Annotated in this window: 18 protein-coding genes and 1 tRNA gene; 15 read left to right on the top strand and 4 right to left on the bottom strand. The window is 33.3% G+C overall.

Going from position 1 to position 23,340, the window contains the following annotated elements:
• Positions 1–209: 209 nt before the first annotated feature.
• Together P8K68_RS14770 and P8K68_RS14775 are read right to left on the bottom strand one after the other, a co-directional pair.
• Positions 210–545 (bottom strand): arsenosugar biosynthesis-associated peroxidase-like protein, encoded by a 336-nt coding sequence (locus P8K68_RS14770; protein WP_044637200.1) that lies wholly within the window; start codon positions 543–545, stop codon positions 210–212.
• Between the two features lie 147 nt (positions 546–692).
• A complete protein-coding gene (locus P8K68_RS14775; protein ID WP_300252664.1) occupies positions 693–1,835 on the bottom strand; it encodes an acyl-CoA dehydrogenase in 1,143 nt (380 codons plus the stop codon).
• 137 nt (positions 1,836–1,972) lie between these two features.
• On the opposite strand from P8K68_RS14775, the gene P8K68_RS14780 reads away from it, so the two are divergent.
• The 9 genes from P8K68_RS14780 to P8K68_RS14820 all read left to right on the top strand — a co-directional run bounded on the left by P8K68_RS14780 (position 1,973) and on the right by P8K68_RS14820 (position 10,480).
• A complete protein-coding gene (locus tag P8K68_RS14780) occupies positions 1,973–3,037 on the top strand; it encodes an anhydro-N-acetylmuramic acid kinase (protein WP_300252667.1) in 1,065 nt (354 codons plus the stop codon).
• A 159-nt stretch (positions 3,038–3,196) separates the two neighbouring features.
• The gene (locus P8K68_RS14785; RefSeq protein WP_300252670.1) at positions 3,197–4,423 is read left to right on the top strand and encodes a Glu/Leu/Phe/Val dehydrogenase dimerization domain-containing protein; all 1,227 of its coding nucleotides are present in this window, start codon (positions 3,197–3,199) and stop codon (positions 4,421–4,423) included.
• Positions 4,424–4,435: 12 nt separating this feature from the next.
• Positions 4,436–5,872, top strand: coding sequence for a sodium:proton antiporter NhaD (nhaD, locus tag P8K68_RS14790; RefSeq protein ID WP_300252673.1), 1,437 nt, complete (start codon positions 4,436–4,438; stop codon positions 5,870–5,872).
• A 281-nt stretch (positions 5,873–6,153) separates the two neighbouring features.
• Positions 6,154–6,855 carry a MotA/TolQ/ExbB proton channel family protein gene (locus P8K68_RS14795; RefSeq protein ID WP_300252675.1) on the top strand — a complete coding sequence of 234 codons (702 nt, stop codon included), beginning with the start codon at positions 6,154–6,156 and terminating at the stop codon, positions 6,853–6,855.
• A gap of 1 nt (position 6,856) precedes the next feature.
• The gene (locus P8K68_RS14800; protein ID WP_300252678.1) at positions 6,857–7,249 is read left to right on the top strand and encodes a biopolymer transporter ExbD; all 393 of its coding nucleotides are present in this window, start codon (positions 6,857–6,859) and stop codon (positions 7,247–7,249) included.
• Between the two features lie 4 nt (positions 7,250–7,253).
• The gene (locus tag P8K68_RS14805; protein ID WP_300252681.1) at positions 7,254–8,108 is read left to right on the top strand and encodes an energy transducer TonB; all 855 of its coding nucleotides are present in this window, start codon (positions 7,254–7,256) and stop codon (positions 8,106–8,108) included.
• Between the two features lie 3 nt (positions 8,109–8,111).
• Complete coding sequence (locus P8K68_RS14810) at positions 8,112–9,329, top strand: folylpolyglutamate synthase/dihydrofolate synthase family protein (RefSeq protein WP_300252683.1); 1,218 nt, start codon at positions 8,112–8,114, stop codon at positions 9,327–9,329.
• A gap of 62 nt (positions 9,330–9,391) precedes the next feature.
• Positions 9,392–9,466: transfer RNA gene (locus P8K68_RS14815), tRNA-Val, on the top strand.
• A 243-nt stretch (positions 9,467–9,709) separates the two neighbouring features.
• Positions 9,710–10,480, top strand: a complete 771-nt coding sequence (locus P8K68_RS14820) for a LuxR C-terminal-related transcriptional regulator (protein ID WP_300252685.1) — start codon at positions 9,710–9,712, stop codon at positions 10,478–10,480.
• Between the two features lie 137 nt (positions 10,481–10,617).
• On the opposite strand, the gene murF is transcribed toward P8K68_RS14820, so the two are convergent.
• Together murF and gldJ are read right to left on the bottom strand one after the other, a co-directional pair.
• On the bottom strand, positions 10,618–11,898 hold the full coding sequence (gene murF, locus P8K68_RS14825; RefSeq protein ID WP_300252687.1) for a UDP-N-acetylmuramoyl-tripeptide--D-alanyl-D-alanine ligase: 1,281 nt from the start codon (positions 11,896–11,898) through the stop codon (positions 10,618–10,620).
• 88 nt (positions 11,899–11,986) lie between these two features.
• A complete protein-coding gene (gene gldJ / locus P8K68_RS14830) occupies positions 11,987–13,681 on the bottom strand; it encodes a gliding motility lipoprotein GldJ (protein ID WP_300252688.1) in 1,695 nt (564 codons plus the stop codon).
• Between the two features lie 262 nt (positions 13,682–13,943).
• On the opposite strand from gldJ, the gene porU reads away from it, so the two are divergent.
• The 6 genes from porU to P8K68_RS14860 all read left to right on the top strand — a co-directional run bounded on the left by porU (position 13,944) and on the right by P8K68_RS14860 (position 23,179).
• Positions 13,944–17,828, top strand: coding sequence for a type IX secretion system sortase PorU (gene porU / locus P8K68_RS14835; RefSeq protein ID WP_300252690.1), 3,885 nt, complete (start codon positions 13,944–13,946; stop codon positions 17,826–17,828).
• 97 nt (positions 17,829–17,925) lie between these two features.
• Entirely contained in the window at positions 17,926–19,182 is a 1,257-nt protein-coding gene (porV, locus tag P8K68_RS14840; protein WP_300252693.1) for a type IX secretion system outer membrane channel protein PorV, read from the top strand.
• Positions 19,183–19,279: 97 nt separating this feature from the next.
• Positions 19,280–19,762, top strand: a complete 483-nt coding sequence (gene cdd, locus P8K68_RS14845; RefSeq protein ID WP_300252696.1) for a cytidine deaminase — start codon at positions 19,280–19,282, stop codon at positions 19,760–19,762.
• Positions 19,763–19,970: 208 nt separating this feature from the next.
• On the top strand, positions 19,971–20,969 hold the full coding sequence (gene pdhA / locus P8K68_RS14850) for a pyruvate dehydrogenase (acetyl-transferring) E1 component subunit alpha (RefSeq protein WP_300252699.1): 999 nt from the start codon (positions 19,971–19,973) through the stop codon (positions 20,967–20,969).
• A gap of 3 nt (positions 20,970–20,972) precedes the next feature.
• On the top strand, positions 20,973–22,598 hold the full coding sequence (locus tag P8K68_RS14855) for a pyruvate dehydrogenase complex dihydrolipoamide acetyltransferase (RefSeq protein ID WP_300252700.1): 1,626 nt from the start codon (positions 20,973–20,975) through the stop codon (positions 22,596–22,598).
• Between the two features lie 98 nt (positions 22,599–22,696).
• A complete protein-coding gene (locus P8K68_RS14860) occupies positions 22,697–23,179 on the top strand; it encodes a hypothetical protein (protein ID WP_300252702.1) in 483 nt (160 codons plus the stop codon).
• Positions 23,180–23,340: the final 161 nt, after the last annotated feature.

Genomic DNA, 23,340 nt, shown 5'->3' on the forward strand with positions numbered 1-23,340 from the left:
ACGGTTATTCAAACAGAAAGCAGAGGACTGATACGCACGATAGGGCTAACCTAGTTAGGGATATAGTTCACCTCTGTTTTCTTTTGAATAAATTTAAAAATTTATTTCAATTACAAACTAAAGGTTAGGGATTGCAGTGGAAAGCCCACAGCGAAGTATGAGCGAGGACTTGTAACGTAAAGCCCGACCCTTGTGGTAACGCCCAAATACTACCCGTCTAACTTATTTACTTTGTTCATCATTTGCACACCATGCACCAATGTTGCGCCGCTTTTTATGGCCGCACCAACGTGTATAGCTTCCATCATTTCTTCTTTAGTAACGCCACGTTGCAGACCGTCTTTTGTATAAGCATCAATGCAATACGGACATTGCTCGGTGTGAGCAACGGCTAATGCAATTAAGGATTTTTCTCGTGCGGTAAGGGCACCTTCTTCAAAAACTTTTCCATAATATTCAAAAAATTTGTTACCTAATTCTTCGCTCCACTCGGTGATTTTTCCAAATTTTCTTAAATCTGCTGGGTCGTAATATGTTTTTTGCATAAAAATATTTTTGTCTAAAGATAGAAATCTAATTTATTAAGTCGGAAGATTTTACGCAACTTAACAAAAATCGCCAAATAATATCTTTAAAATATTAAGTGGCGATTTTTTGAAAGTAGATTAACAGTTTATGGAGAAAAACCATTTTTACTGCTTTATAAGACTTCTTGAAATGACTATTTTTTGAATTTCGGATGTGCCTTCGTAAATCTGTGTAATTTTTGCATCTCGCATGAGGCGCTCTACATGGTATTCTTTTACAAACCCATTGCCACCATGTATTTGTACGGCTTCTACGGTGTGTTCCATAGCAACTTTTGAGGCGTAAAGTTTTGCCATGGCGCTGGAGTAATCGTAATTTTTCCCATTGTCTTTTTCCCAGGCTGCTTTCATAACCAAATGTCTTGCTGCTTCAATATCCGTTGCCATATCTGCCAATTTGAAAGCAATGGCTTGGTGGTTGCAAATTTCGGTTCCAAAAGCTTTACGTTCTTTGGAATATTTTAAGGCTAATTCAAAAGCACCAGAGGCAATACCTAAGGCTTGAGCCGCAATACCAATGCGACCACCTGAAAGTGTTTTCATAGCAAATCGAAATCCAGAACCATTAACCCCAATTCTGTTTTCTTTAGGGACTTTTACATCGTTAAATTGTAGTGTATGGGTATCGCTTCCACGGATTCCAAGCTTATCTTCTTTTGGACCTATATCAAAACCTTTCATACCTTTTTCGACTATAAATGCATTGATACCGTGCGAACCTTTATCTCTATCAGTTTGGGCAATCACAATATAAACATCTGATCGTCCACCATTTGTAATCCAGTTTTTGGTCCCATTTATAAGGTAATGGTCGCCTTTGTCAATCGCTGTGGTTCTTTGCGACGTGGCGTCACTTCCGGCTTCAGGTTCACTTAAACAAAACGCGCCTACAAATTCGCCTGTTGCTAATTTTGTTAAATATTTTTCCTTTTGCTCTTCGGTGCCATAAGTTTGTAAACCATAGCATACTAGAGAGTTGTTTACGGAAACAATAACTGAAGCTGAAGCATCAATTTTTGATAATTCTTCCATAATGAGCACATAGGAAATCGCATCCATTCCGCTCCCACCATACTTTGGGTCAACCATAATACCCATAAAACCTAATTCGCCCATTTTTTTAACAAGCTCTTGAGGGAATTCCTGTTTGTTATCGCGTTCAATAACACCAGGAAGTAATTCTGTTCTGGCAAAATCACGAGCTGCATCGCGTATCATGATATGTTCTTCTGAAAGGCTAAAATTCATAATTCGTAATTAAAATCTTGTTTTGGTAAAAAATGTTTACAAATATAGCTTTTAATTGTGAATTCCTAAAAAAAATACGTCGATTTCACTTGTGGATTCTTTTCTATATTTAATCAAGATGATTACTTTTACTTTCTATGATTAAAAACGAATTTAACGTTATTGGCATCATGTCTGGTACTTCTTTAGACGGAATAGACTTGGTGTATGCAAACTTTAATTTAAATACACATTGGAGTTTTGAAATTATAAATGCTGAAACTATTGGATACAGTGATAAGTGGCATAATACACTTGAAAATTTAGTGAGTACATCTATTAAAGATTTAAAAGTAATTGATACCAATTACACTGAATATCTTTCCAAAGTAATTAAGGCTTTTATAAACAAATACGATATTAAAAAAATTGATGCTATTTGTTCTCATGGACATACGGCATTACATCAACCAGAAAATAAATTAACCTACCAAATTGGTAATAAGCCTTTTTTAGCCAAACTCCTAAAGGAAACAGTAGTTTGTGATTTTAGAGTGCAAGATGTTGATCTTGGCGGTCAAGGTGCTCCATTAGTGCCAATTGGAGATAGTTTGTTGTTTTCTGAATTCGATTTTTGTTTGAATTTAGGCGGATTTGCAAACATTTCTATGGATGTAAAAGGGGATAGAATTGCTTATGATGTTTGCCCTGTGAATATTGTGCTAAATCGCTATGTCAATACATTAGGTTTTAATTATGATCATAAAGGTAAAATAGCATCAAAAGGAATTATAAATACAGAATTATTAAATCAATTAAACGCCTTAGATTTCTATACACAGAAGCATCCTAAATCTTTGGGGTTAGAGTGGGTAAATAATACTGTTTTCCCAATTATTGATACTTTTAATTTAGAAGTACAAGATATTCTTAAAACATTTGTTGAACATATAGCTATTCAAATAGTTTCAGAAATAAATAAAAAAAAGAGTGCGACTGTTTTTATCACTGGAGGAGGGGTTTATCATACCTACTTAATAAATAGGATTCAAGCATATTCAAATCAAAAAATAATAGTTCCTAACCATGAAGTTGTTGAGTTTAAAGAAGCACTTATTTTTGGGTTTTTAGGGGTGCTAAAATTACGCCATGAAGTAAATTGTTTAAAAAGTGTTACTGGCGCTTCAAAAGATCATAGTTCTGGTAAAATATTTCTTCCTTAAAAATCACAAAAAATTAATCTTATTGGGTTTTTAGTTTTTTATATTTGTTACATAAATAATTCAAATTATTATTTCTTATGACTCAGTTATAGCTATTGTTAATTTTAGTTCAAAACAAACTATGAGTTAGCTATATATGAATCAATTGAAGAAATAGAAATGAAAAAATTATTAAATAAATTTGAAAACAAATCACCAGAAATAGTTTTTAACTGGAAAGACTCAGAAACAGAAGCAGAAGGTTGGGTGGTTATTAATTCACTTCGTGGCGGAGCTGCTGGCGGAGGAACAAGAATGCGCAAAGGACTTGATATGAATGAAGTTTTATCTTTAGCAAAAACGATGGAAATCAAATTTACGGTTTCTGGTCCTGCTATTGGTGGCGCTAAATCTGGAATTAATTTCGATCCCAAAGACCCAAGGAAAAGAGGCGTTTTAGAACGCTGGTATGCGGCTGTTTCGCCATTGCTTAAAAGTTATTATGGTACTGGTGGTGATATGAATGTAGATGAAACTCATGAAGTGATTCCTATTACCGAACAAAGTGGGGTTTGGCATCCGCAAGAAGGTGTTTTTAACGGACATTTTAAACCCACGGAAGCCGATAAAATTAATAGAATAGGGCAATTACGCCAGGGTGTTATTAAAGTGATTGAAAATCCAGATTATTCGCCAAGTGTAGCAAGAAAATATACAGTTGCAGATATGATTACAGGTTTTGGAGTTGCCGAAGCTGTAAAACAATACTATCATATTTATGGTGGTTCTGTAAAAGGAAAGCGAGCTGTTGTTCAGGGTTTTGGAAATGTTGGTGCTGCGGCGGCATTTTATTTGTCTCAAATGGGAGTAAAAATAGTTGGTATTATTGATATTGTAGGTGGTTTGATAAATGAAGATGGTTTTACTTTAGAAGAGATAACAGAATTGTTTCTTGCAAAAACCGGAAATACTTTAGTAGCAGGTAATCTCATACCATTTGAAGAAATAAATAAAAAAATATGGGCACTAAAGACTGAGATTTTCGCGCCTTGTGCTGCATCAAGATTGATTACCATTCATCAAATAGATGAAATGATAGATAGTGGATTAGAAGTTATATCTTGTGGCGCTAATGTGCCATTTGCAGATAAAGAAATTTTCTTTGGACCCATTATGGAACATACTGATTATAGAGTGAGCCTAATACCAGATTTCATTTCAAACTGTGGGATGGCTCGTGTTTTTGCATATTTTATGGAACGCAAAGTACAAATGACTGATGAAGCCATTTTTAACGATACATCCAATAGAATTAGAGAAGCCATAGAAAAAGTTTATAACAATAATAAATCAAAAACGGGAATTAGTGCTACCGCATTCGAAATTGCACTGAAACAACTTATTTAACTAAAGAAATATATGGAAGCAACAATTATCTTGGTATTTATTATGGGCTATTTGGCCATAACCTTAGAACATAGTATTAAAATAGATAAATTGATTCCGGCATTAGTCATGATGGCCATATGTTGGGCATTAATTGCTTTAGGACTTGATAGCTTCCCGGAGTGGTTTGATTCCGCAAAACATGGTTTGGTAGAAGGGTATGCAACTTTAGGTTTAGAGGATAAACTAAATGCGGCAGGAGAAGTTATAGAACATGGACGAATGCACCTCATGGAAGAAACCTTATTACATCACTTAGGTAAAACTTCTGAGATTTTAGTCTTTCTTTTAGGTGCTATGACTATTGTTGAAATCATTGATTATTTTGATGGTTTTTCAACTATAAAAGACTTTATTAAAACTAAGAAGAAAAGTAAAATACTATGGATTTTTGCCATATTAGCTTTCATTTTATCAGCGATAATTGATAACCTAACTGCGACTATAGTTTTAATTTCTATTCTACAGAAAATAGTAAAAGATAGAAACGTTCGTATTTGGTATGCTGGTTTAATAATAATCGCTGCTAACGCCGGTGGTGCGTGGTCTCCAATTGGAGATGTGACTACAACCATGCTTTGGATTGGTAAAAAAGTAACTACAGGACATTTAATTGGGTATTTATTGTTACCCTCTTTTTTATGTATGGCAGTGCCAACACTTATTGCGTCATTTTTACCTGCATTTCAAGGAGATTTAGATATTGAAGCCGTTGAAGACAAAAAGAAATCAAGATTTAGTGGTACCATGTTATACTTAGGTTTAGGAGCTATTATATTTGTTCCTATATTTAAAGTGGTAACCCATTTACCGCCTTATGTTGGTATGATGCTTTCTTTAGGAGTTGTGGCTACTTTTGCCGAAATTTATAGTAGTTCTAAGTTTAGTCTAACCGAATTTCATGCAGAAGAGAGTGATGCACATGCAAGTCATAGTCCTGTGCATTATTCGTTATCTAAAATAGAACTACCAAGTATATTATTCTTTTTAGGTATTTTAATGGCAGTTGCTGCCTTAGAGTCTTTAGGTATTCTATTTAATTTTGCAGGGTCACTTCAAGATTCTATGCCTATGCTAGGAACAGAGTTGCATCAAGAAGGTCATACAGGAGTTTCGGATCTAGTGGTCTTATTATTAGGTGTAGGTTCTGCAGTTATAGACAATGTGCCTTTAGTAGCTGCTAGTTTAGGAATGTTTCATGAACCTATTGATAACGAATTATGGCACTTTATTGCCTATTCTGCGGGAACAGGCGGTAGTATGTTAATCATAGGGTCTGCTGCTGGAGTTGTAGCCATGGGTATGGAAAAAATAGACTTTTTCTGGTATTTAAAAAAAATTGCTTGGTTAGCATTAGTCGGTTTCTTAGTAGGTGCCGTAGCATTTATGTTTACTAGAACATTATTTTAGAATTTAAATAAAAGCTATTTGGGCGTTACCCAAGGGTCGGGCTATCCGCTTTATCTTTTTAAAAAACGTCATTGCTAAGTAGGGACGACTGTAGCAATCTGTTAATCGTTTAGTTCTTATCAAACTTTATGACACTCAGTTTTCAAAAAGGATGCCGCTGCTATCCCTAACGCAAATGCAGTACTGTTATTAATCTAACCGTTAACAATCAACGTATATACAATCATATTATACTTTAATAAAAAACAAAACGTTATACATTTGCAATAAATTATTATTATATGCTAAGTACATTAATACAAAATACACAAGAAGCTACAGAAGTGCTCACGGATGTTGAATCTATTGAAAAAACACTATCCATTATAGAATTAATAAGTAGCGGAGGTCTAGCAGGGCAACTTATAATAGCAGTACTCTTTTTATTACTTGTAGGTGCTATTTATATTTATTTTGAACGCATTTTTGCTATCAAAGCCGCGTCACAAGTAGATGCCAATTTCATGAATCAAATAAAAGATCATGTTAGTAATGGAAAAATTGATTCTGCTCAAATATTATGTGCTCAACAAAACACACCAGTATCAAGATTAATAGGCAAAGGTATTTCTAGAATAGGGAAGCCATTAGCTGATATCAACACAGCTATTGAAAATGCAGGACGTTTAGAGATTTACGGATTAGAAAAAAACGTAAGTATTCTGGCAACCATTTCTGGTGCAGCACCCATGATTGGTTTCCTTGGTACGGTAATTGGTATGATACTAGCTATATTCGAATTAGCTAATGCAGGAGGCACCATTCAAATGGATGTTTTAGCAAGTGGTTTGTACACGGCCATGACAACAACCGTTGCTGGTTTAATTGTTGGTATTGTGGCTTATATGGCTTACAATCACCTGGTAGTAAAAACTGATAAAGTAGTGTATCAAATGGAAGCCAATTCATTAGAATTTTTAGACCACTTAAACGAACCTACATAGTATGAACTTTAGAGGAAGAAATAAGGTTACACCAGAATTCAATATGTCGTCAATGACAGATATTGTGTTCTTATTACTTATCTTTTTTATGATTGCTTCTACTTTAGTAACTACTAATGCTATTGATATTTTATTACCAAAAGCTAGTGGTAAAACAGAGAATAAAAAATCTATAGCAGTTAGTATCAAAAAAGATTTAACCTATTACATAGATCAAAAACGCGTTGGAGAAAGTGTTTTAGAAAATGAGTTGCTAGCAGCCTTATCATCTCAAGATAAGCCAACCATTGTTCTTAGAGCAGAGGAGTCTGTGCCAGTAAAAAATGTTGTTAAAGTGATGGATATCGCTAACAGAAATAAGTTCAAGGTCATTTTAGCAGTGAAGCCAAAATAGAAACATGAAGTATTTTAAAACCAAACACGAAAAAAATTCAGCAAAATTAACAGCTTTAATAACCGTTATATTATTGCTGTTACTTTTTGTAGTTGGTACAACCTATATGGATCCGCCAGAAGAATATGGTGTTGCGGTAAATTTTGGGAATTCAGATTTTGGTAAAGGAAAAGTTCAGCCCTTAAAACCTGTAAAGTCTGAGCCTCGCGAAATAGAAGAACCACCACAACCTGATGTTTCAAAATCAGAACCAGAACCTACAAAAACCTCGGAAGTTAAAGAAGAAGTTTTGACTCAAGAAAATACGGAAGAGATAGCCATAAAAAAGCAAAAACAAGCTGAAGCCAAAGCAAAAGCCATCGCAGATGCTAAAGCTAAAGCTGAGGCAGATAGAATTGCTAAAGAAAAACGAGAGCAAGAAGAAAAAAAGAAAAAGTTGGATGCTTTAATTGGTGGTGTTAGTAAATCTGAAGGTTCTGAAACTGGAAGTGAAGGCAATGATAATAAATCAGGAGATAAAGGACAATTAGATGGGAATCCATACGCGCCAAGTTACTTTGGAGGTCAAGGCACAGGAAGTGGAGGTGTTGGTTATGGTTTGAATGGAAGAGGGAGCGCTTCTTTTAAAAGATTAAAACAAGACTGTAACGAATCTGGAATGGTGATTGTAAAGATTATTGTAAACCAAAATGGAAACGTAATCTCAGCAGAGCCAGGTCAAAAAGGAACCACCAATACTGCACAATGTTTGTTAGAGCCAGCCAAAAAAATAGCCATGTCTCATAAATGGCCATCAGATTCCAAGGCGCCAACGCGTCAAATAGGATTTGTAAGTGTTAATTTTAATTTAAGTCAATAGTAAATGACCTATCAAGATACGCTTTATTGGATGTTCTCTCAACTCCCAATGTATCAAAAACAGGGTAAAACAGCCTTTAAAAAAGATTTATCCAATACCTTAAATCTTGCAGCTCACTTAAATAATCCAGAAAAAAAGTTTAAATCTGTTCATGTAGCCGGAACCAATGGCAAAGGTTCTACTAGCCATATGTTGGCTTCTGTTTTACAGGAAGCCGGTTTTAAAGTGGGGTTATATACATCGCCCCATTTAAAAGACTTTAGAGAGCGTATTAAAATCAACGGAGAAGTGGTAAGTAAACAATTTGTAATGGGTTTCATAAAACGGAATAAAGCCTTTTTTGAAGCTAATAACTTATCGTTTTTTGAGATGACCGTTGGAATGGCTTTCGATTACTTCGCAAAGCAAAATGTTGATATTGCTGTTATAGAAGTTGGATTAGGCGGACGTTTAGATTCTACAAATATTATTACCCCCGTAGTTTCTGTTATTACTAATATCGGATTAGATCACACACAGTTTTTAGGAGATACTTTAGAGTTAATAGCTGGAGAGAAAGCAGGTATTATTAAGCCAAATATTCCTGTAGTTATAGGTGAAACTCAAAAAGAAACGACTACTGTTTTTAAAAATTTAGCTAAAAAAAATCATTCTGAAATAGTTTTTGCAGATAAGTTGGTTAAAGAAATGTATGTTTCTGATTTAAAAGGAAGTTATCAATCTAAAAATATAAAAACGGTAGTTCAAACGATAATGGAACTTCAAAAGAAAGGGTTTAATATGTCAGAAAAAAACCTAAAAAAAGGTCTGTTAAAGGTTGTGAAAAATACAGGTTTATTAGGGCGTTGGCAAGTTTTAAATCAACATCCTAAGGTGGTTTGTGATACAGGGCACAATCGAGAAGGCTTAATTTATGTGATGCAGCAACTTTCAAATGAAATTTTTGAATCATTACACATCGTTTTTGGAGTAGTAAATGATAAAGATTTAAATTCGATTGTAGACTTGTTACCAAAGAAAGCAACTTATTATTTCTGTAAACCCAATGTATCTAGAGGTTTAGATGCTGATGAATTAAAGAAGGTTTTTAATGTACATAGTTTAAAAGGTGAAGCGTATAATTCTGTAAATGAAGCCTATAAAACAGCTTTGAATACTGCTAAAAAAGAGGATTTTATTTTCATTGGAGGAAGTACATTTGTTGTTGCAGAAATAATTTAAATTTTTATTGAAAAAGTTTTTGCAGAATTAAAAACTAGGTTATATTTGCAATCCAATTTAGAGGGCGCATAGCTCAGTTGGTTCAGAGCACTTGGTTTACACCCAAGGGGTCGGGGGTTCGAATCCCTCTGCGCCCACAGAAAAAATCCTAAAGCAAAAGCTTTGGGGTTTTTTTATTTAAGAGTTTTTCAACTATGTGATAAGACGTTTACATGTTTATTCAACATCTTTATACAAATGTTATGTTGGTTCTATGGAAGATATCCAGACTAGGTTAGAGTGGTATCTTCAAAGCTAAAAGCTTTTTCTCAGGTTTTTTTTACACCATTAATCAAAATTTTTTCGAATTTTTTACTATTTTTAGAAGAAATCTTACATCTATGAATAGTGGTCATATCAAAGAAGCCTACAAAGAAATATTTAAATCCCATGGCAACCCTTCACTAAAAAGACATATTGAGAAAATAATAGAGTTAGATGCTTGCTTACCATATAATTCTACATTTTTTTGCATAACCAATACACAAGATTTATCGTTTGAATACATAAGTAAAAATTTGAAAGCTTGCTTAGGCATGGATGAAGCAGATTTAAAGTCTAAAGGGATGCGCCATTTATGGAGTAAAATGCACCCAGAAGATTTAGAAGTGTGGTTAAAAGCTTTAAATGAACTCATGAATTTCACCTTAAAAGAGGTTGGAGTTGAAGACAGGAGCAAGATGAGTTACACATGGAATTATCGATTAAAGAACGGAAAAGACGAATATGTAAATATAGTTCAGAATACAACTCCGCTTGAATTTGATAGTGAAAATAAACCTATCATTGGTTTGGCTCATTATACCGTATTATCTCCCGAAATTAAAATGCAGGTATGTGCTTCTGCCAAGTTATTAAATGATAAAGATGAGTATGAGACTATTTATTTTAATAATTTTTCTCAAAAAATACTTCCAGACGGTATTAGCAATAGGGAACGGGATATTATTAGGCTTTTAGTTTTAAACTATTCAAGTAAAGAAATTGGAAAAAACCTTGGTATTACTCCAAATACCGTTGATACACATAGAAGAAATATTCTCAAAAAACTAAAAATATCTTCTACAGGAGAATTAATAGGGATGCTTAAAATGAATAAAAATCTTATTTAAAACGTAAAATACTCAATTTGAGTATTGTACACATCAAATATATTGTGCATCTTTATATTGCTATTAATTAGTTCTTAGGGAGAATTATATTAAAAAAAGTGTCAGTTTAAATTTTTAAACTGGCACTTTTTTGCATTTCAGATAAAATCTAATGTCCGCTCCAACGCCATGCCACGAGAGCCTTTTATTAAAAATGTAGAATTTTCAATTTGAGAAAAAACAAACTCGTTTTTAAAGTTCTCAAAAGACTTAAATTGTTTAACTTTTTTAGAAGTAACTTTTGATTTAAAAAAGTTCTCACCAATAAAAATGAGTCTATCTATGTTTGAGGCTATGGCTAAATCAGTAATACTTTGATGTTCTTGTTCAGCCTCATTACCAAGTTCAAACATATCGCCTAGAATAGCAACTTTATATCCAGATTGTTTTTCAAAATTTAATAAAGCAGCGCGCATACTGCTTGGATTAGCATTGTAAGCATCTAAAATAATTTTATTGGAGTCTTTATTTATTATTTGAGAACGATTGTTTTGTGGAATATAACTTTCTATAGCTTTTTTAATTGCTGAATCGTCAACCTTAAAATAGGTTCCTATAGTTATTGCAGCAGCAATATTATTAAAATTATAATCGCCTAAAAGCTGACTTTCAATTTCTAAAGCATTGTAAAAGCATTTTACAAAAGGTTGGGCTTCAATAAATTTAATAGATACATCAGTATCTTCTATTTGATTCCCGAAAGTAAATGTGTTTGTGTTTTTTGTTTTTTCAACCTGAATAGGGTCGTTTGCATTTACAAAAATATGTTTGTTTTCAGATATTAAATAATCATACATTTCACTTTTACCTTTTATTACCCCTTCAACACCGCCAAAACCTTCTAAATGGGCTTTTCCGAAATTGGTAATATAGCCATAATCAGGTTCTGCTATGTTGCATAAAAAGGCAATTTCTTTTTGATGATTCGCACCCATTTCTAGGATACCTATTTCGGTGTCCTCAGTCATTGATAGTAAGGTTAATGGTACGCCTATGTGATTATTTAAATTTCCAATGGTAGCTGTTGTGTTAAATTTTTGAGACAAAACTGCATTTATGAGCTCTTTAGTTGTTGTTTTTCCATTACTACCTGTTAATGCTATAATTGGTTTTTTTAAATAGTTTCTATGAAATGTTGCTAATTCTTGAAGTGTTTCTAAAACATTATCAACTAAAATAGTTTTTGATGATATATTAAATTCTGGCTCATCAACTATAGCATATTTTGCTCCGTTTTTTAAAGCGGTTTCTGCATAAATATTGCCATTAAAATGATCGCCTTTTAAAGCAAAAAATAGATCGTTTTTCTTAATCTTTCTAGTGTCTGTGGATACAGAAGAGCATTCTAGAAATAGCTTGTGTAGTTTGGTGGTTTCCAAAAAATAAAAATTTGTTTTACGAAAATAAATGTATTAAAAAAGGTTCTAACAATGGTTAGAACCTTTTAATATTTTAAGAAACTATAATTTAGTTTTTCTTTTTACTTTTTCCTTTGCTTTTTGATCCAACCCTAGACATGGCACATCTAAAACCGATGTAATCTGTAGCCATATCTTGCGGGAAGTAACGTCTTTGAGCTGGGTCTAGCCAATACTCTCTATCTTTCCAAGAGCCCCCTTTATAAACTCTAACTTCATCGTTGATTAAAGACGTTCTGTTATTTCGTTTATCGTATTCTCTAACAATATTTCCTAAAGAATCTCTAGAAATAGAATGTTTAGGAGAATTGTACATCTTTCCTGTTGAAGATGCTTTCGAACCATCAACGCCTTCGTCATCATTAAAGCTTTCAAAATAACGAGAAGAGCGTTTGTCACCATCTCTAAAGTTTATTTGATCACTTTTATCAAAGTTAGTTCTTAAATACGTTTCATTTTCATCAACAGGTACTTGTAAAATTTCACCAGGTAAATTTCTAGCTATTATTTTTCCATTAGATAAAGTATCATAAACTATCTCATCAGATGTTACTACTTTTACAGTACCATCTTCATTTAATGCATTTTTAGTGTAAACATTACCACGGTAATAGTTGAAATCGTTAAACTCATCATCAATAATAGGTCTGTAAACATCAGCAACCCATTCGGCAACATTACCAGCCATATCGTATAAACCAAAATCATTCGGGTCATAAGATTTAACAGCATTTGTAATATCTGCACCATCATCAGACCAACCTGCAATTCCGCCATAATCACCTTTACCTTGCTTGAAGTTAGCTAATTGGTCACCACGGATTTTACGTTTTCCAGAACGTGTATATTGTCCATCCCATGGATATTTTTTACGACCACGGTATAGGTTGTAACTTCTAATTTCACTTAATCCTAAAGCGGCATATTCCCATTCAGTTTCAGTTGGTAATCTATATTTTGGTGAAATAATTCCAGTTTCACGAGTGGCGTAAATTCCAGTTTCGTTACCATCAGCATCTGTTCTTACATTTCTTTTTGAACGACCGTCGCCACTAATAATTTCTTCATTTCCACCATAAGTAAGCGTTGGAGCATTAATATAAGTATCTGTGCTAAATGTTTGTTCTGAATCAACGTCAGTAATTTTAGCACCACGCTTAATGTATCCAGCTTTTTCTAAATTGAATTCATTAACACGGTCTGAGCGCCAATTGGCAAATTCAACGGCTTGAATCCAACTTACACCAACAACAGGGTATTCTCCATAACCTGGGTGACGTAAATAGTTTTCTGTCATAACTTCGTTAAATCCTAAACGGTTTCTCCAAACTAAGGTGTCTGGTAAAGCACCATGGTAGATGGCTCTTAAATTCTCATCAGAGGGTGGGTAAACGCGTTTTATCCAGTCTAAGTACTCCATGTACATAGCATTGGTAACTTCAGTTTCATCCATATAGAAGGACTGAACATGTTGTTGATTTGGACTATTATTCCAATCATGCATCACATCATCTTGTACACGACCTTTAGTAAATGTACCGCCTTCTACAAAAACTAGTCCCGGAGAAGTTTCTTGTTCTTCGAAATCTGTATTGTACTGGAAACCACCATCTCTATCGTTGATGTTCCATCCAGTAGCTCTAGAGCTATTCTTTGAACTCGAAGATTTTTTACAACTAGTTGAAGTCACAATTAGTGCTAAAACTAGAAAAATCTTGAATGCTACTACTTTTTTCATATCCATACTTTTAGGTAAGCTAATAATAATTTTGGAGCTGCAATATAAGAATTTAACCTAATAACGCAAGCTGTTTTTTGCATTTTAACCAAAAAATAGTGTATTTCGTCCTATTTTTGTGCATTACAACGATGATTTTAGTCTTTTAAACCATGGTTTTGTGTTGTAATAACGTGTGTTTTCCTAATTTATTATTGTATTTTTGAAACTGTTTTTAAAATTGTTGTTTTTTAAATAATAACAAAACGTTAATAACGTTATTCTAACAATGAAAAAGAAGATTTTATTTTTACTGTTGATGATTTCAGCGGCTATGTTGTTTGCGCAACAAAAACGATATAATATTGTTTGGGAAAATTCTCAAACACTTTCAGGGGATAGTTTTTCTAGAGAAGTACCCTCTTTTAATAAAGCCTATTTTAATTATGATTTAGAAGGCGGTTTGTTATTTGTAGATCAATGGGAGTCAAAAGACTTTGTTAATGAATCTTCAATATCAGTAAATAATGTATCGTACCAGTCAATATCTAAAGTTGATTTAAAAGATTTAGATTTAAATAAAATTCCAAATAAATTAACATATAGCTTAAAAAATTCTAAAGCAAGAACTAAAACATATGTGCTTTTCCAGCTCTCTCCTATCATAAAAGATGTAAATGGTAGTTTTAAAAAGGTGACTTCATTTCAAATAAGTTATCAAAAAGGTTTTGATAGCGGATCAAGATTATTTAATAGAAATGCAGCTTCAAAAGTTGTAACAAATTCTGTACTAAATTCTGGAGAATGGTATAGGTTTTATGTAGATACTACAGGTGTTTTTAAGTTATCAAAAAGTTTTTTACAACGTTTAGGTGTTAAAGTTAATAGTGTTGACCCAAGAACAATAAAATTATTTGGTCATGGAGGGCGTATGATTCCTTATTCAAATTCGGTAGCGTATCCTTATGATGTTCCTGAAAATGCAGTAAAATTTGTTGGTGAAAATGATGGGGTATTTGATAATAATGATTATATATTGTTTTATGCACAAGGTCCTAAAGAATATAATGTTGAAAGTAGAACTCATATTAATTGTTATACTGATAAAACCTACTATTATATTAACGTAAGTTCTGGTAACGGAAAACGGATACAGCAATTCAATCAGCCATCAGGAACTGTAGATGTAGTTATTGATACTTTTGACGATTATCAATACTACGAGGTCGATACGTATAATTTGGTATCCATAGGAAGGCGTTGGTTTGGAGATAGGTTTGATATAGATAGTTCTAAGGAATTTGAATTTGAATTTCCAGATTTAGTAACCTCAGAACCTGTTCGGGTAACCGTTTCTGTCGCAACAGCTTCAAGAAACGATAGCCAAATGGATGTCAGTATAAATGACGCAAAGGTGTCCTCTATATTTATTGGAGGGGTTAGCTCCCCGTCATTAGCCAACGGAAGCTCTTATGCAGGTACTGTAAATGTAAATTCTTCAGATATTACCATTGGGTTAGATTTTGATAATTTTGGAAACCCTGGCATTGTAGGTTATTTAGATTTTATATCTATTGAAGCAAAGCGCAAACTAAATTTTGGTAATAAGCAGTTTTTGTTTAAAAATAAAGCTGTTGCTTCTGCTTCTGGTATAGGGCAATATAATATTGCAAATACATCGAATTTATCAGAAATTTGGGATGTGACAGATTTGTACAATGTTTCAAATTATTTAAATGAAGATGCAGCTTCAACTTTAAGTTTTAAGGCTTCACTTGGGAGCTTGAAAAACTATGTGGCAGTTTCTTCATCGGATTATTTTACGCCCAAATTTGATTCCAAAACAGTTGTAAGCAATCAAAATATAAAAGGCACTATATTTCAAAATTCTCAAGGGAGTTTTCAAGACGTTGATTATATTATTGTAACGCCAAATAATATGTTTAACCATGCAGAACGTCTAGCTCAGATTAATAGAAATCAGTATAATTTAAACGTAAAGGTTATTGGTTTAGATGAGATTTATAATGAATTTAGTTCAGGAAATCAAGATATAGGCGCTATTAGGAATATGGTTAAATATGTTTATGACAATGCGAGCACACCAGAGAATAGACTAAAATACTTATGTTTATTTGGTGATGGGTCTTTTGATTATAAAAATAGAATTCGGAATAACACAAATATTGTTCCTTCTTGGTATTCGTATAATAGTTTTAGTTTGGCTACCTCATTTGTGTCTGATGATTTTTATGGTATGATGGATACTAATGAAGGGACTATGACTTCTAGTGATAAGTTAGATATTGCTGTAGGTAGAATTTTAGCAGACACGCCTCAAAGAGGAAAAGAAATGGTTGATAAAATTGAATCCTATTACATAAAAGAAACTTTTGGAAGTTGGCGAAACAATATAGTAGTTGTTTCTGATGATAATGATGTTAAGTTAAGAGGAGCGTTGCAAACAACCACAAATGACATAGGGGATTTAGTCGCACAAGAAAAACCATTTTTAAATATCACAAAAATTCATACAGATGCTTTTCAACAAGAATCATCAGCAGGAGGAGACAGATATCCTATTGTTACAAATGAAATAGTTAACGCCATGGATAAGGGGGCTTTAGTAGTTAACTATTTTGGACATGGAGGTGAAGATGGGCTGGCAGAAGAGCGTATTTTGTTAAAACCAGATATTTTAGGTCTTCGTAATTTCTGTAAGCTTAATTGCTTTGTAACTGTAACTTGCGAATTTACAAGATTTGATAATCCATTAAGAGAAACAGCTGGGGAATTTTCGTTTTGGAATAAGGAAACTGGAGCTATTGGTTTAATTACTACGACGCGACAAGTTTTTGTGAATTTCGGAATTACCTTTAATAAAGATTTAGGACAATATTTGTTTTCTTATAGTGATAATGATACTTATGCTGATTATGAATACCCCACTATGGCTGAAGCTTTAAGGTTAGCAAAAAATGACCCTTCAGTTTCGGGTAATAGTCAAAAAAACTTAGTCTTTTTTATTGGCGACCCAGCCATGAAATTGGCGTTTCCAAAATCGAATATTAGACTCACGAAAATTAATGATATCCCTATTGAAACAGCAACAGATACGCTAAAAGCATTAAGCTATGTAAAATTGTCTGGAGAAGTAACAGATGAGTCTGGTAAACTTTTAAATAATTATACAGGGACATTATCAGCTACTATTTATGATAAGCTTATAAACAGACAGACATTAGCAAATGATCGTATATCTGAAAATGGCCAAATCATAAAATTAGATTTTACTACGTTAGGCGAAATTATATTTAGGGGTCAGGCATCCGTTGTAAATGGTCAGTTTGAATTTGATTTTATAGTTCCAAAAGACATTGGTATTCCTGTTGGTTTTGGTAAAGTTAGTTTTTATTCTAAAAATGAATCTTTAACACAAGATCAAGCAGGGGCGAATATAAATACGATTAAAATTGGAGGTTTAAATGAAGATGCTCCAGAGGATAATACAGGGCCAATTATAGCGCTTTATATGAATGATGAAAATTTTGTTACTGGCGGAATAACAAACGAATCTCCAACATTATTGGCTAAAATGGAGGATGTTAATGGTATAAATACAGCTAGTGGAATTGGTCATGATATTGTTGCTATTTTAGATGGTGATGAAACAAATCCAGTAATTTTGAATGATTATTATCAAACAGAAGTTGATGATTACACTAAAGGAACGCTAAGTTTTCCTTTCAGAGATTTAGAGCCTGGTCTTCACACATTAACCTTGAAGGCTTGGGATGTTTATAATAACTCGTCAATCTCAGAATTACAATTTGTTGTCTATGATAAGGACCAAGGTTTAAAGATTGATAATGTTTTAAATTATCCAAACCCTTTTATTAATTACACAGAATTTTGGTTTAATCACAATAGTTCTGAGCCTTTAGACGTTTCAATACAGATATTCACAGTTTCAGGAAAATTGGTAAGAACTTTAAATGGGCAAACCACAGGTGGAATAAAAACAACAAGTTCCTTGTCAAGAGATATGGTTTGGGATGGACGAGATGATTTTGGAGATAAAATAGGAAAAGGCGTTTATATTTACAAGCTTAAGGTACATTCCAGCCTGTTGAATAAGACAGTAGAAAAAATAGAAAAACTAGTTATACTATAACAAAAGAGATGTCTGTAATCGATGATTTTCGTTTGTTAAAGAATTATAAAATTAAGTATTAAAATAAAAATTATATTTGCTAACTAAAATTGAATTCATGAAGAATCAAATATTACTATTAATAGCGTTTGCCTTTATTTTTGAAGCTAATGCGCAAACTACTATTATACCACAAGATAATTCAAGAGTAATAACTACAGGAGTGCCATTTGTGTTAATAGCTCCAGATGCTAGAGCTGCGGCTTTAGGTGATATGGGTGTTGCGACATCAGTTGATGCATTTTCTCAACAATGGAACCCTTCAAAATATGTTTTTTCTGAAACTAAATCAGGAATTGGAGTAAGTTACACACCTTATCTAAGTAAACTTGTTAATGATATATTTTTAGGAAATGTCACTTACTTTAATAGAATAGATGAAAGAAGTGCTTTTGCTGCAAGTTTGAAGTATTTCTCATTAGGTGATATCGAGTTTGTTACCGATGAGTTTTCTGAAGCATTGATTCAAAGACCAAACGAATTAACTATTGACGCCTCTTATGCTTTACGTTTATCAGACCAATTTGCCATGTCTGTAGCGATGCGTTATTTACGTTCGGATTTAAGACTAGATGGTGTTGATGGCGATGCTACACCAGCAAGTACATTTGGTGTTGATATTTCTGGATATTACCAAAGTGAAGAAGAAGCCTATTCAGATTTTAATGGACGCTGGAGAGCAGGGTTTGCCATTCAAAACATCGGTCCTAAATTTAAGTATGATGAAGGCGGTCAAGAGAATTTTCAACCTACTAATTTAAGATTAGGAGCAGGTTTCGATTTTATTTTTGATGATTATAATAAAGTATCCGTTACTGCGGAAATAGCAAAATTGCTAGTGCCTACACCTCCTGCGCTAGGCGATGAATTTGAATATACAGATAATAATGGCAATGGTGTTTATGATCCTGAAAATGGAACTAATGCAACTGATACAGACGAATTAGGTTCTGAAGTTAACTCTGATGTTATCATTGGAGGTCAGTCTCAAGACGTTGGATTTTTATCAGGTATGTTTCAGTCATTCGGAGATGCTCCTGATGGTTTTAGTGAAGAATTAAAAGAATTTACTTGGGCATTAAGTGCAGAGTATTTGTATCAAGACTCATTTGCATTTCGAGCAGGTTATTTTAATGAAAGTGAAGAAAAAGGCGCTAGAAAATTTTTAGCATTAGGTGCCGGCTTTAAGGCTAACGTTGTAAATATTGATTTATCTTATTTGTTCTCTGCATCCAAGATACAGAGTCCTTTAGAGAATACACTTCGTTTCTCTTTAACCTTTAATATAGGAGCGGGAGAGTATAATGAATACTAGAAAAATCTAAATAAATTTATGTTTAAAAAACTATTGCTTGCTAGTAATAGTTTTTTTGTTTCTAAACGTTTCTTAAATTTATTAAATACATTTGATTATGAAGGAAATAAAAATAGAATCTACATTATATCTTTTTGAAAATATAGAAGAACTTCCTGAAAAGGTAAATACGCTTATGCAAAGAGCTGTAAAAGCAAGAGAAAAAGCTTATGCGCCTTATTCTAATTTTAATGTTGGTACAGCAATTCTTTTAGAAAATGGAGAAATTGTAACAGGTAGCAATCAAGAAAATGCTTCTTACCCTTCTGGGTTATGTGCAGAGCGCACAGCTATATATTATGCTGGATCTCAGTTTCCCAATGTAAAAATAATTAGTATGGCAGTAACTGCTGCGTCTAAAAAAAATAAAACGATAAAACCTATACCACCTTGTGGAGCTTGTAGGCAAGCTATTGCTGAGTATGAAATAAAGCAAGAAACTCCTATTGAAATTTATTTTATGGGAGAAATTGGACCAGTAACCAAATCCAATTCACTAGCAAACTTATTACCTCTAAGTTTTGATAAATCTGTACTCTAGTTTTTTTGTATTTCAGATGTTTAGATTTTTTACTAAAAAATTAGTAATAAAGTAATTGAATACAAAAAGAGTGCTTATTTTAATATTTTTTATACTTTAGTTAAGTTGCGTTTTTGCAATACAGTACAAAGTGTTACTTTTGTATTTCGTTTATATCAAATATATTTTAAAAATTAGCTTGGTATTTTAATAAAATTAATAGTATTCAATGCAAAAAATCACAAAAGAGGTTTACCTTAAATGGTATGAAGACATGTTGTTTTGGAGAAAGTTTGAAGACAAACTTGCTGCAGTATACATTCAACAAAAAGTAAGAGGATTTCTTCATTTATACAATGGTCAAGAAGCTGTTTTAGCAGGAGCTTTACACGCAATGGATTTGACTAAAGATAAAATGATCACTGCCTATCGAAATCACGTTCAACCTATTGGTATGGGGGTTGATCCAAAACGTGTTATGGCTGAGTTATTTGGAAAAGTTACAGGAACATCTAAAGGTATGGGTGGTTCTATGCATATTTTTTCGAAAGAATTTCGTTTTTACGGAGGGCATGGTATTGTTGGAGGTCAGATTCCTTTAGGTGCCGGTATTGCTTTTGGTGATAAATATCACGGAGTTGATGGCGTTACAATATGTTGCTTTGGAGATGGAGCTGCTAGACAAGGTTCTCTTCATGAAACATTTAACCTAGCTATGTTATGGAATTTACCAGTGGTTTTTGTTTGTGAAAATAATGGATACGCCATGGGAACATCAGTTGAAAGAACTGCCAATCATGTTGAAATTTGGAAATTAGGTTTAGGTTATGATATGCCTTGTGGTCCAGTTGATGGGATGAATCCTATAAAAGTCGCTGAAGCTTTTGATGAAGCTATTCAGAGAGCACGTAAAGGTGGTGGTCCAACATTTTTAGAGTTAAAAACATACCGTTACAGAGGGCATTCTATGAGTGATGCTCAACACTATAGAACGAAAGATGAAGTAGAAGAGTACAAGAAAATAGATCCTATTACCCAAGTAAAGGATGCTATTCTTGATAAAAAGTATGCTACAGAAGACGATATTAAAGTTATCGATAAGCGTGTAAAAGCACGTGTTGCTGAATGTGAGAAATTCGCTGAAGAATCTCCATTTCCAGAAAAGCAGCAATTATACGATATGGTATACGAGCAAGAAGATTATCCATTCATTCAACACAAATTATAAGATATGGCAATAGTTGTAAACATGCCGCGTTTAAGCGACACAATGGAAGAAGGAACCGTTGCTGCTTGGTTAAAAAAGGTAGGAGATAAGATTGAAGAAGGTGATATTTTAGCCGAAATTGAAACAGATAAAGCGACCATGGAATTTGAATCTTTCAATGAAGGAACCTTGCTTCATATTGGGGTTCAAGAAGGCGAAACGACCAAGGTGGACGAGCTTCTAGCTATAATTGGTGATGAAGGTGAAGATATTTCAGGTATTTTAAATGGAGGGGGTAACGCTTCCGCGGAAGTAAAAGAAGATAAAAATGTTGCTGAAACAAGTTCGGAAGAAACTTCTGAAACTTCAGATGCACCTTCTACATCTTCCAATCTGCCAGAAGGTGTCATAGTAGTTACTATGCCACGTTTAAGTGATACCATGGAAGAAGGCACCGTAGCCACTTGGTTAAAGAAAGTAGGCGATACGATTGAAGAAGGAGATATTTTAGCTGAAATTGAAACAGATAAAGCTACTATGGAATTTGAATCATTTCAATCAGGAACTTTATTAGAAATAGGATTGCAAGAAGGAGAATCTGCAAAAGTAGATGCATTATTAGCAATTATTGGTCCTGCAGGAACTGATGTTTCAGGTGTGGCTTCTAGTTTTTCTACATCTTCTGCTCCAGCTAAAAAAGAAACTCCAAAAGTTGAAACTAAAAGTGAAGCGCCTAAAGCAACTCCTGCAGTATCAGCAAAACCTAGTTCGCCAACGCCTACACCTGTAACAGCAAATGGTCGTGTCTATGTTTCGCCTTTAGCAAAAAAATTAGCCGAAGAAAAAGGAATAAACTTAACAAAGATTCAGGGTTCTGGGGAAAACGGACGTATAGTAAAAAGAGATATAGAAAATTATGAACCAGCAGCATCTGCCGCATCGGTTGGTAAATTTGTACCATCAGGTCAAGAAGATTTTGATGATATAGATAATTCTCAAATGCGTAAAGCAATTGCTAAGGCATTAACTAATTCTAAGTTTTCAGCACCGCATTATTACTTAAGTGTAGAGTTTGATATGGAGAATGCTATGGCGTTCCGTGCACAGTTTAACTCTATTCCAGATACTAAGATTTCTTATAATGATATTGTTGTTAAGGCTTGTGCTTTAGCATTAAAAGAACACCCACAAGTAAATTCACAATGGTTTGCAGATAAAATGCGTTTAAATAATCATGTGCATATTGGTGTTGCGGTAGCTGTTCCAGATGGGTTAGTTGTACCTGTAGTTCGTTTTGCAAATGAACAAACATTACCACAAATTGGTGCAGCCGTTAAAGATTTAGCGGGAAAAGCAAGAAATAAAAAGCTAACACCAGATGAAATGCAAGGAAGTACCTTTACGGTATCAAACCTTGGTATGTTTGGTATTGATACTTTTACATCTATTATTAATCAACCAAATTCAGCCATACTTTCAGTGGGAAATATTGTTGAAAAACCAGTAGTTAAAAATGGTAAAATTGTTGTTGGTAATACTATGAAATTATCATTAGCATGCGATCATAGAACAGTTGATGGTGCTACAGGCGCTCAATTCCTTCAAACATTAAAAGGATATATTGAGAATCCAGTAACTATGCTAGTGTAATACAATTCCTGAGAGAACAGGAATCTCAAAATATAAAACCTGTTTCATAATAGTTGAAACAGGTTTTTTTTATTTATAAAAATTAAAAGTAAATAATTTTGAAATATTTAATAAGAACTTTTGGTGTAATTTTATTGATATTATTTAGTATTTCATGTGGCAACGAAGAAGATAATGAGCGAAAAGGAACGCTTATTTTTGGTTGGTTTGCAGACTCAAATTGTAATGGAGACTGTGCTGATATTTATAGAATAAGTAGTGATGGGAAGGTTTGTAAGGATATTGACTATAATTTCCCCAAAACTAATTTTTTTGAAGGTAACTTTCAAGAGGTTACAGGAATAAATCATCAAGATTATGAAGTTTTGATAAGTGAATTACCTAATAATCTATTTAACGAACCATTTGGTTATTTGGACTGTCCAGAATGTACAAATGATTGGGGAGGGTTTTATTTAGAATTTCAAGATGAAAATGGGTTTCATAAATCATGGCGTATCCGTAATGCCATATATCCAGATTATATTAAAAATTATAGAAGCCTTTTATTAAATAAATTAGCAGATTTAAATAGTAATTAGCTACAAATTTATAAAAACCTATTGAATATCCGTAATACATCACAATTAAAAATTTATTCATAAATTAGCTAAAAATTCCACCATATGAATATCTTCAGTTTTACAGCAAATTTTGATAGTGAAGCTTCTTGTATCGCTCACTTTAAAGCACATCGTGATAA

This window comes from Algibacter sp., assembly GCF_029245835.1.
Lineage (GTDB): Bacteria > Bacteroidota > Bacteroidia > Flavobacteriales > Flavobacteriaceae > Algibacter_B.